1 protein-coding gene is annotated in these 2,942 nt (G+C 76.0%); it reads left to right on the forward strand.

The annotated features are described in order from the left end of the window. Positions 1-2,942: amino acid adenylation domain-containing protein (locus AB0O11_RS39260; protein ID WP_363397396.1), on the forward strand; the 2,942-nt coding region annotated here is incomplete at both ends.

A 2,942-nucleotide genomic window follows, 5' to 3' on the forward strand; every position in this document is an offset into this window, starting at 1 on the left:
ACGGCCGCGCTGGAGCTGGCCCTCGGTGACGTGGTGGCCCGGCACGAGAGCCTGCGCACGCTGATCGCCGAGGAGGACGGCACCCCGTACCAGCGCGTCCTGTCGGCCGAGGAGGCCGTGGTCCCGCTCGACACCCGGGACTGCCCCGCCGACGAGGTGGCCGCCACGGTGGCCGGGCTGTGCCGCCACGCCTTCGACCTGCGCACCGAACTCCCCCTCCGGGCCGCCCTGTTGCGGATCTCGGCCGAAGAACACGTACTGGTCCTGGTACTGCACCACATCGCCAGCGACGGCTGGTCCCTCGGCCCGCTGGTCCGCGACCTCACCGGCGCCTACGCGGCCCGCGCCGAGGGCACCGCCCCCGGCTGGGCGCCGCTGCCCGTCCAGTATGCCGACTACGCGCTCTGGCAGCGCGAGCTGCTCGGCGAGGAGGCCGACCCCGAGAGCCTGGCGGCCCGCCAACTCGCCCACTGGCGCGAGACCCTGGCGGACCTCCCGGACGAGGCGACGCTGCCGCTGGACCGCCCCCGCCCGCCCGTCGCCTCCCACCGCGGCGACCGGGTGGCGCTCACCCTCGGCGCCGAGTGCCACCGCGAGTTGACCGCGCTCTCCCGGGCCCACCGGGTCACCCTGTTCATGACGGTGCAGGCGGCCCTCGCCGCGCTGCTCACCCGCCTCGGCGCGGGTACCGACATCCCGATCGGCTCGGTGGTGGCCGGGCGCTGCGACGAGGCGCTGGACGACCTGGTCGGGTTCTTCGTCAACACCCTGGTGCTGCGCACCGACACGTCCGGCAACCCGAGCTTCGCCGAGCTGCTCGGCCGGGCCCGGGAGACCGCCCTCGGCGCCTACGCCCACCAGGACGTGCCCTTCGAGCGCCTGGTGGAGGAACTCAGGCCGGCCCGCTCGCTCGCCCGCCACCCGCTGTTCCAGGTCATGCTGGTGCTCCAGAGCAACGAGCAGGCCGAGCCGGCCACGGCGGGCCTGCACATCGAGCCCCTCGCGGCGGGCACCGGCTCCGCCAAGTTCGACCTCAGCCTGATCGCCGAGGAGTCCTTCGGCCCCGACGGCGAGCCCGCCGGGATCGACTGCGCCCTCGACTACGCCACCGACCTCTTCGACCGGGAGACGGTCGAGGCCGTCGCCGTCCGCTTCGGCCGGCTGCTGGCGGCGGTGGTCGCCCGGCCCGAGCTGCCGATCGGCCGGATCGAGCTGCTGTCGGCCCAGGAGCCGGCCGCGCTCCCGACCGCCGGGGGCGCCCTGCCGGACGAGGTCCCGCTGCTGCCCGCCGCCTTCGCGGCCCAGGCCGCCCGCACCCCGGAGGCCGTCGCCCTGGTCTGCGGCGACACCGCGCTGACCTTCGCCGAGCTGAACGCCCGGGCCGACCGGCTGGCCCACCGCCTGCGGGCCGCGGGCGCCGGCCCGGAGTCGGTGGTCGCCCTCGCCCTGCCACGCTCGGCGGAGACGGTGGTCGCCATGCTCGCCGTGCACAAGGCCGGCGGCGCCTACCTGCCGCTGGACGCCGAGTACCCGGCCGAGCGCACCGCCCACATGCTCGCCGACGCCCGCCCGGCGCTCGCCCTCACCGACGGCCGCTGGCCGCTGCCGGAGGTGCTGGCCGGCCTGCGCACCCTGGACGTCGCCCCGCCGTCCGAGGACTCCGAGGCCGGCGCGCCCGACCCGGCATGGAGCGCCCCCGACCCGGGCGACGCCGCCTACGTCATCTACACCTCCGGCTCCACCGGCCGCCCCAAGGGCGTCGTGGTACCGCACGGCGCCGTCGCCGCCCTGCTGGCCGCCCACCGCGCCACCCTGATCCGGGGCACCGAGGAGGCCCACGGCCGGCAGCGGATCGCGCTCACCGCCTCGCTCTGCTTCGACGCTTCCCTGGAGCCCGTGCTCTGGATGTTCGCCGGACACGAGCTGCACCTGATCGGCGACGAGCTGCGCCGCGACCCGGCCGCCCTGGTCCGCCACACGGCCGCCGCAGGCATCGACGCCCTGCACGTCACCCCGTCGTACACCGAGCAGCTGATCGAGGAGGGGCTGCTGGACGCACCCGCGCCGCGCCTCCTGCTGCTCGGCGGCGAGGCCGTCGGCCAGGCACTGTGGCAGCGGCTGCGGGAGCACCCCGACACCGCGGGCCACAACTTCTACGGCCCGACCGAGGCCACCGTCTACGCGCTGACCCAGCCGTTCGACGCGGTGGAGCGCCCCGGTCTCGGCGGCCCGATCGCCGGCGTGCGGGCGTACCTCCTGGACGAGTACCTCAACCCCGTCCCGGCCGGCGTGCCGGGGGAGCTGTACCTGGCCGGCGGCGGTCTGGCCCGTGGCTACCTGGCGCGGCCGGGCCTGACGGCGGAGCGCTTCGTGGCCTGCCCCTTCGAGCCGGGTGTGAGGATGTACCGCACCGGGGACCTGGTGCGCCGCACCCGCGACGGCGGCGTGGAGTACCTGGGCCGCACCGACCACCAGGTGAAGATCCGCGGCTTCCGCATCGAACTCGGCGAGATCGAGCAGGTGCTGGCCCGCCACCCCGCCGTCCGCCAGGCCGTGGTCACCGTCCGGGAGAGCGACACCGGCGACCGGCGGTTGGTCGCCCACTGCACCGTGGGTCAGGAGTCGCCCGAACTCGCCGTCGAGCTGCGGCGGTTCGCCGCCGAGTCACTGCCCGGCTACATGGTGCCGGCCGCCGTCGTCCTGCTCGACGCCCTGCCCCTGACGGGCAGCGGCAAGGTCGACCACCGGGCGCTGCCCGAACCGGACTTCGGTGCGCTGTCCGCCGGCCGTGCGGCGCGCACGCCGCAGGAGGAGATCCTGTGCGGGCTGTTCGCGGAGGTGCTCGGGCTGGAGGCGGTCGGGATCGACGACGACTTCTTCGAGCTGGGCGGCCACTCGCTGCTGGCCACCAAGCTGCTCAGCCGGGTGCGGGCGGCGCTGGG

It is taken from the genome of Kitasatospora sp. NPDC093102 (assembly GCF_040683915.1).
Lineage (GTDB): Bacteria > Actinomycetota > Actinomycetes > Streptomycetales > Streptomycetaceae > Kitasatospora.